This window comes from Amycolatopsis nigrescens CSC17Ta-90 (genome assembly GCF_000384315.1).
Taxonomy (GTDB): domain Bacteria; phylum Actinomycetota; class Actinomycetes; order Mycobacteriales; family Pseudonocardiaceae; genus Amycolatopsis; species Amycolatopsis nigrescens.
In genome coordinates this window covers 9,104,342-9,111,009 of record NZ_ARVW01000001.1, presented here as the reverse complement: position 1 = coordinate 9,111,009, position 6,668 = coordinate 9,104,342, and the positions used below count along the sequence as shown (strand labels likewise).

Here is a 6,668-nt window from a genome sequence, read left to right as displayed (position 1 = left end):
AGCCTCGTCCGAGTTGCGCTGGTTGTGCGCCACTTCCTGCCGCAACTGGTGGCGGTCGTTGTAGTCCGCCAAGTTGTACGACCCGTGCGAGGAGCCCAGGGTGAAACTGTCGAAATCCTCGATCAGCTTGAACATGTCCTCAAGGTCGCTGCACTGCCGCCACCCTCGGTCGGTGTTCCACAACACCACCCCGTCACACGCCCGGGAGGCAACCCGCATCATCTGGTACTCCCACCCCGGGCGGTGAACCTTCGGATTCCATGCCGACAGCTTCGGATCGGAGATCTTCTCCCCGAGCACGCCGCCCAGTTCCTCGATCACCTCCACGTTGTCGGCATGCTGGGTCTCGCACTTCTCCAACTTGCCCGCCTGGTTACGCGACAACCGCGCGTACGAGTCCAAGACGGGCCGACGCCCCTCGTGACCTGCACTAACCTTGTGACTGGCACCCATGCAACCATCGTAGGTCAACAATTAGGTACTGGCCGGGGCAACACTTTTCACTCACGACCGTTGACCGGCGGAAACGTCGGCGGGGAGCAGGTAGGTGGCCAGTGACCGGGCCGGCAGGGTGGCCGTGGCGCGGCGGTCGTGCACCGCGAGGTCGAAGGTCTGCCGCTCGCCGGGGTTCAGCACCACCACGGCCACGCTCCCGTCGGGATTGCGGAAAGCGGTGGAGTGCAAGGAACCGTTGCTGTCGGTGTTCTCGACGTCGATCCGGACCGCGCCCTGCCGGACGAACTTGGCGGCGTGCCCGAGCACGTAGTACTCCGCGTTGTAGCCGATCTCCCCGGTGCGCTGGTCCACGGTGGCCAGGCCGGTGCAGTGCCCGCAGCGGCCGAAGCTCGGCCCGTTGCCGGGGTCGAGCGCGACGTTCCAGGTGAGGATCGAGGACGCCTGGTTCCTGGCGCCGTCGATCAGCAGGTGCTCGGCCTGCCACAGCAGGGTGTCCGAGAACGCGCGCGGACCGCTTTCGGTGCCGCTGCACTCGGTGATGTGCACCGGCACGTCCGGATGGCGGGCGAGCAGTTTCTGCTGATCTGCCGCGTTTCCCCGGTAGCAGTGGAACGCGATTCCGCGCACGTACTTGCGGGCCTTCTCGTCGCTGAGCACCCGTGCCGGGTAGCCGTGTCCGTTCCAGTTGTGGTCGTAGGCAAGGATTTCGGTGTCGCCGAGCCCGGCCGCGGCCAGTGCGGGGCCGAGGTCGTTGCCGATGAAGGCGGCCTGTGCGGCGGCCGTCATCCGCGCACTGGGGTACTGGTCGGCGGTGTTCTCCGGCTCGTTCTGCGGCGTGACCGCGTCGACCCGGACGCCCGCTTCGGCGTAGGCAAGCAGGAAGCGCACGAAGTACTGGGCGTACGTGGAGAATCCGGCGGCGTACAGGCTGCCGCCCAGCAGGCTGTCGTTGTCCTTCAGCCAGGCCGGCGGGCTCCACGGGGTGGCGATGATGCCGAGCTGCGGGTTCAGCGCGGACGCCTGGCGCAGCAGCGGAACGATCCGCGCCCGGTCGCGGTCGATGTTGAACTTCGCCAGCCGCCAGTCGTGTTCGCCGGGCGGCACGTCGTCGTAGCTGCCGAAGCTGCTGGAGAAGTCCGACGAGCCCATCGGCTGCCGCAGCATGCCGAGCCCGATCCCGCGCTCGCGGTCGAACAAGGCCGCCATCAGCTCGTCACGTCGCGGGGACGAGTGCACCAGCGTCGCGGCGGAGTCGGTGAAGGACGCGCCGAACCCGCGCATCACCTGGTGGCCGTTTTCCGGCCGGACGGTGAGCACCGGCCGGTCGCCTGCCGCCACTGGCTCCAGCCGTAGCGGCGGCTGCGGTGTCAGACGCGACGTGCCGTCCGCGGTGGTCACCCAGGACGCCACGGGCATTGCCGGGTCTGGGGCGTCCGAGCACGCCGAAGCCGTGAGCAGTGCGCAGAGCGCGAGCAGCGGGAACCGTGGACGTCGGCGCATCGCCAACGAACGTTACGGGCGAACCTTCCTCGCCCGCAGTATGAAATAGATCGCCAGCATCGCGGCCAGGCTGATCACGCTCAGCAGCAGCTGCGAGCGCGCGCCCTCCACGAAGGCCATCGAGACCACCACGAACAGGGTGCCGGCCAGGGTCAGCCAGCTCAGCCACGGATAGCCCCACATCCGCAGTTTCAGCCGTTCCGGCGCCTCCAGTTCGAGCTTGCGGCGCATCCGCAGCTGGGAGCCGGCGATGATGGCGTAGACGAACAGCGCGACCGCGCCCGCCGAGTTGATGATGAAGTAGAAGATCGTGTCGGGGGAGACGTAGCTCATCACCACCGCGACATAGCCGACCAGGGTGGACAGCAGGATCGCCTTCCACGGCACGCCGCGCTTGCTGGTGTCGGCGACCCAGGACGGCGCCCAGCCGTGCCGCCGCAGTGCGAACAGCATCCTGGACGCGGTGTAGAGGCCCGAGTTCAACACGGAGAGCGCGGCGGTGAGCACCACCGCGCTGACGATCGTCTCCGCCCCGGAGATGCCGAACCTGCCGAAGGCGGCGGCGAACGGGCTGGTCTCGGTGGGCACTTCACGCCACGGGATGATCATCACGATCAGCGCGATCGAGCCGACGTAGAACAGGATCACCCGCCACACCGTGGTCGCGGTGGCCTTCTGCACCGCCTTCTCCGGTTCCCTGGACTCGGCCGCCGCGATGGTGACGATCTCCGCGCCGAAGTAGGAGAAGATCACGATCACCACCCCGTGGATCACCGAGAAGCCACCGTTGGCGATGAAGCCGTCCTGCCCGATGTTGCCGACCGAGAAGGACGCGCCTGGCCACAGCCCGAGCACGAACAGCGTGCCGGCGACCATGAAGATGACGATGGTGACGACCTTGATCGAGGCCAGCCAGAACTCCGTTTCGCCGAAAGACCGCGCGGACGCCAGGTTGGTCCCGGTCAGCAGCAGCATCAGGCCCAGCGAAAACACCCATTGGGGGACTGCGGGCAGCCACTGCACCAGGATCTCCGCCCCTGCGACCGCCTCGAACGCGACTACGCCGACCCAGAAGTACCAGTACAACCACCCGATGGTGAAGCCCGCCCAGCCGCCGAGGGACTCCCTGGCGTACTCCATGAACGAGCCCAGTTTCGGGGAGGCGGTGGCCATCTCGCCGAGCATCCGCATCACCAGCACGACCAGCAGGCCGCCGAGCGCGTAGGACAGCACGGCCGCCGGGCCGACCGTCTGGATCACCGCGCCGCTGCCGATGAACAGGCTGGCCCCGATGATCCCGCCCAGCGCGATCATCCGGACGTGCCGCTGGCGCAGGTTCGGCCGCAGGCCACGGGTGTCGGTGACCTCGTCGCCGGTTTTATCCATGCTGGTCCCTCCGGGTGCCCGCCGTTGATCAAGATCGCGGGATTCTTACATCGCGAGCGAGTCCGCGAAAGGGGGCGGCCGGCAGGGGTACCCCCGTGCCCGGCGGAGGTGTCCGTTCTGCGAATCTAGCGCGATGGTGCGCAAGAACACGACGCTGAGTTCCGGGGTGCTGGTCACTGCGGCCGCTCTCATGCTGGCCGGCTGCGCGGGATCGGACGCCCCTGGCGCGGCCGTGCCGGACGCTTCGCCCCCATCTCCGGGCGTGAGCGGGTTCAACCCGGTCGACGTGGCGTTCGCGACGCAGCTGATCCCGCATCACCAGCAGGCGCTGGAAATCGCCGCCCATGCCGGCGCGCAGGCGGTCGGTCCCGGGGTGAAGGCGGTGGCCGCCCGGATCGAAGAGGCGGATGAGCCACAGGTGGCCGAGCTGTCCAAGCTGCTGGAGAACTGGGGCCAGCCCGCGCCGGAGGACCCGGGCATCGACCACGGCAGCCCCACGGGGAAGCTCTCCGAAACCGAGGTGGGCCGGCTGCGTTCGGCGACCGGCGCCGAGTTCGACCGGCTGTTCGCGGAGCTGATGATCAAGCATCACCAGGGTTCGGTGTCGATGGCGAACAAGCAGATCGCCGAGGGCGTGAACCCGGAGGCGGTGGACCTGGCCCGCCGGGTGCTGATGGCGCAGCAGGCCGAGATCGCCGAGCTGGAAAAGCTCAGGACCGGCTGAGCGGCGCCGGCGGCAGCGGCTCGCCCAACTGCTGCTTGCCCGGCGAGTTGAGCTGCACGATCAGCGCGCCGCCCAGCAGCACCGCGGCGCCCACCAGCTGCGGCCAGGTCAGTGCCTCGCCGATCAGCAGCCAGGCGGCGCCGGTGGCCACCAGCGGTTCGAGCAGGCCGAGCACGCTCGCCACCGCCGCCGGCAGATGCCGCAGGGCCAGGATGCCGATCAGGTAGGCCAGCACGGTGGACACCAGCGCGACCGCGACCAGCAGCGCCCACACCGGTGGCTGCCACCGGCCGAACTCCGCGGGCGCGGACAGCACGCCGGACGGCAGCGTCCAGGGCGGCGCCACCGCGCAGACCGCCACCGCGCCGATCAGCATGCCCCAGGTGACCATGCCGATCGGGTCCCTGGTGGCCACCCCGCGCTCGCCGAGCAGGAAGTAGGCGGCCGAGCAGACCGCGGCGCCGAGCCCGGCGAGCAGACCGAGCGCGTCCAGCCGCAGGCCAGCCCAGACCTGGGCGACCATGGCAAGGCCGAGCATGGCCAGCACGATCCCGCACCACATCAGTCCGGGCAGTTTGGTCCGGCGGCCGAACCGGACCCAGAGCGCGATCAGCACCGGCGAGGTGAACTCCAGCAGGATCGCGATGCCGACCGGCAGCCTGGACGCGGAGATGAAGTAGCACAGCTGCACCCCGGCCACGCCGAGCAGGCCGAACCCGAGCAGCAGCGGCCACTCGCCCTTGCGCACCCGCAGCAGGCCGGGCCGGAACAGCAGGACGCCGGTCAGCAGCACCAGCGCGGACAGGCCGATCCGGACCGCGGCCACCTGTTCCGGGGAGAGCCCGGCGAGCATCGCCGGCTTGCCGAGCACCCCCGAGCTGCCGAAGCAGAACGAAGCGGCGACGATCAGCGCGGTGCCGCGTCCGCGATGTGAGACGAACGGTGGTGCGCCGGCGGAGGTTTCGGTGGCCACGTCCTCGACAGTATGCCGTCGTGGCAGGTGGGCGCACTCGGTTTAGCCGCCGCGGATGCCGGCCGCCACATAACCGGCGATCTGCGCGAGCCGGTTACCTTGAAGGTGCAGCGCCCGCAGCGCGGTCTCGTCCGGCGCGGCCGACTTCCTGGACACGAAGGAACCGCCGTACGGGTTGCCGGACTCCATCAGGTGCGGGTCGGTGTAGCCGAGCGGCAGCACGATCGCGCCCCAGTGGTAGAAGATGTTGTTGGTGGCCAGCACGGTCGACTCCAGCCCGCCGTGCGCGGTGGAGGAGGTGGTGAACGAGGTGGCCACCTTGTTCACCAGCCTGCCCTTCGCCCACAGGCCGCCGGTGGTGTCCAAATAGGACTTGAGCTGGCTGGCCGGACCGCCGAACCGGGTCGGGCTGCCCGCGGCGAACCCGTCCGCCCACTCCAGATCGTCCAAAGTGGCCAGTTCCACGGCCGGTGCGCTGTGCACATGCGCCTGCCAGCGAGGGTTGCTCGCGATCGCCTCGGCGGGGGCGGTCTCGGCCACCGTGCGCAGCCGGACCTCCGCACCGGCCTCGGCCGCGCCCCCGGCCAGTGCGGCGGCCAGTTTCGCGGTGTTCCCGGTGGCGCTGTAGTACACGACGAGAATGCGGGTGCTCACGCGCCCCGACTCTAGGCGCCCGCTCGCTCCCGTCCCACCATCCGGACAGGTAGGGCAAGAAGCCGGCTATTTGCCGGGGCGCCAGGGGCTGACGGTGTCGGTGGGGCGGGTCGGGTCGTGGAAGCGCGGCACGTCCGGCTCGGCGGCCCGCAGCGGGACGAGGCCGGCGGTGATCGCCTGCATGATCTTCGCGTGCGCCCGCACCCCGGCGCCGGGCCGCTCCGGCTCGACACCGGACAGGTCGACCGGCTCACCGAAGTGCACCCGGAAGATCGGGCGTCGCACCGGCGACGTCAGCCCGGACCGGACCAGCGGCAGCACGTCCGCCGGGCCGTTCACCTTTTCCGTGCCCCAGTAGACGGCCTCGTGCGCGCCCCACTGGCTGATCGGCACCACCGGCACGTTCGCGGCCAGCGCGAGCCTGGCCGCGCCGGTCTTGCCGCGCTCGGGCCACAGGCCGGGGTCGTGGCTGATCCGGCCCTCGGGGTACACGATGATCGGCTCGGCGGTGTCCCGCAGCGCCTCCACCGCCTGCGCGAACTGGCCGACCGCGTCCGCCTTGCCGCGGTCGATCCGCAGGTGCCCGCTGGCGCGCAGCGCCGGACCGAGCACCGGGGCGTCCAGCAGCCCGCCCGCCAGCAGGAACCGCGGGTTGATGCCGATCCGCTTGCAGGCCGCCATCAGCACGAAGGCGTCGAACACGCCGATGTGGTTGGCGGTCATCAGCAGTGGGCGTTTCCGCAGCTCGGCGGGCACTCTGCCGGTCACCCGGAGCCTGCCGAGCACGTTGACCAGCCCGCGATCGATGTTCAGCATGGTCCGCCAGATCGCCGGCGTCCGGCGTGTCGGCGAGTTCTCATCCCGGTGCAGCGCGAACATGGGCAAAGCATCGCATGAGCCCGTTCGGGTGGTTCCCGAAGGCGCCAGGGTGACAAATGTTTCCGGTGTGCTGCGAGTGGCAGATGTGACGAAACG

The 6,668-nt window shown here is 69.8% G+C and carries 7 protein-coding genes; 1 reads left to right on the top strand and 6 read right to left on the bottom strand.

Going from position 1 to position 6,668, the window contains the following annotated elements; genetic code table 11:
• The 3 genes from AMYNI_RS0143155 to AMYNI_RS0143145 all read right to left on the bottom strand — a co-directional run.
• A partial coding sequence (locus AMYNI_RS0143155) for a recombinase family protein (protein ID WP_169515813.1) occupies positions 1 to 453 on the bottom strand: 453 nt, incomplete at its 3' end.
• A gap of 51 nt (positions 454 to 504) precedes the next feature.
• On the bottom strand, positions 505 to 1,956 hold the full coding sequence (locus AMYNI_RS46925; protein ID WP_020674378.1) for a glycoside hydrolase family 30 protein: 1,452 nt from the start codon (positions 1,954 to 1,956) through the stop codon (positions 505 to 507).
• Positions 1,957 to 1,968: 12 nt separating this feature from the next.
• Positions 1,969 to 3,342, bottom strand: coding sequence for an amino acid permease (locus AMYNI_RS0143145; protein ID WP_020674377.1), 1,374 nt, complete (start codon positions 3,340 to 3,342; stop codon positions 1,969 to 1,971).
• Between the two features lie 133 nt (positions 3,343 to 3,475).
• Between AMYNI_RS0143145 and AMYNI_RS0143140 the strand changes: the two genes are divergently transcribed.
• Positions 3,476 to 4,066 (top strand): DUF305 domain-containing protein, encoded by a 591-nt coding sequence (locus AMYNI_RS0143140; RefSeq protein WP_020674376.1) that lies wholly within the window; start codon positions 3,476 to 3,478, stop codon positions 4,064 to 4,066.
• Here AMYNI_RS0143140 and AMYNI_RS0143135 read toward each other — a convergent pair.
• From AMYNI_RS0143135 to AMYNI_RS0143125, 3 genes are all read right to left on the bottom strand, one after another.
• The gene (locus AMYNI_RS0143135; RefSeq protein WP_020674375.1) at positions 4,053 to 5,039 is read right to left on the bottom strand and encodes an EamA family transporter; all 987 of its coding nucleotides are present in this window, start codon (positions 5,037 to 5,039) and stop codon (positions 4,053 to 4,055) included. The two genes, AMYNI_RS0143140 and AMYNI_RS0143135, sit on opposite strands and share 14 nt — an antisense overlap.
• A 42-nt stretch (positions 5,040 to 5,081) precedes the next feature.
• Positions 5,082 to 5,693: an NAD(P)H:quinone oxidoreductase gene (gene wrbA, locus AMYNI_RS0143130; RefSeq protein ID WP_020674374.1), complete on the bottom strand. Its 612-nt coding sequence runs from the start codon at positions 5,691 to 5,693 to the stop codon at positions 5,082 to 5,084.
• A 66-nt stretch (positions 5,694 to 5,759) separates the two neighbouring features.
• A complete protein-coding gene (locus AMYNI_RS0143125) occupies positions 5,760 to 6,572 on the bottom strand; it encodes a lysophospholipid acyltransferase family protein (protein WP_020674373.1) in 813 nt (270 codons plus the stop codon).
• Positions 6,573 to 6,668: the final 96 nt, after the last annotated feature.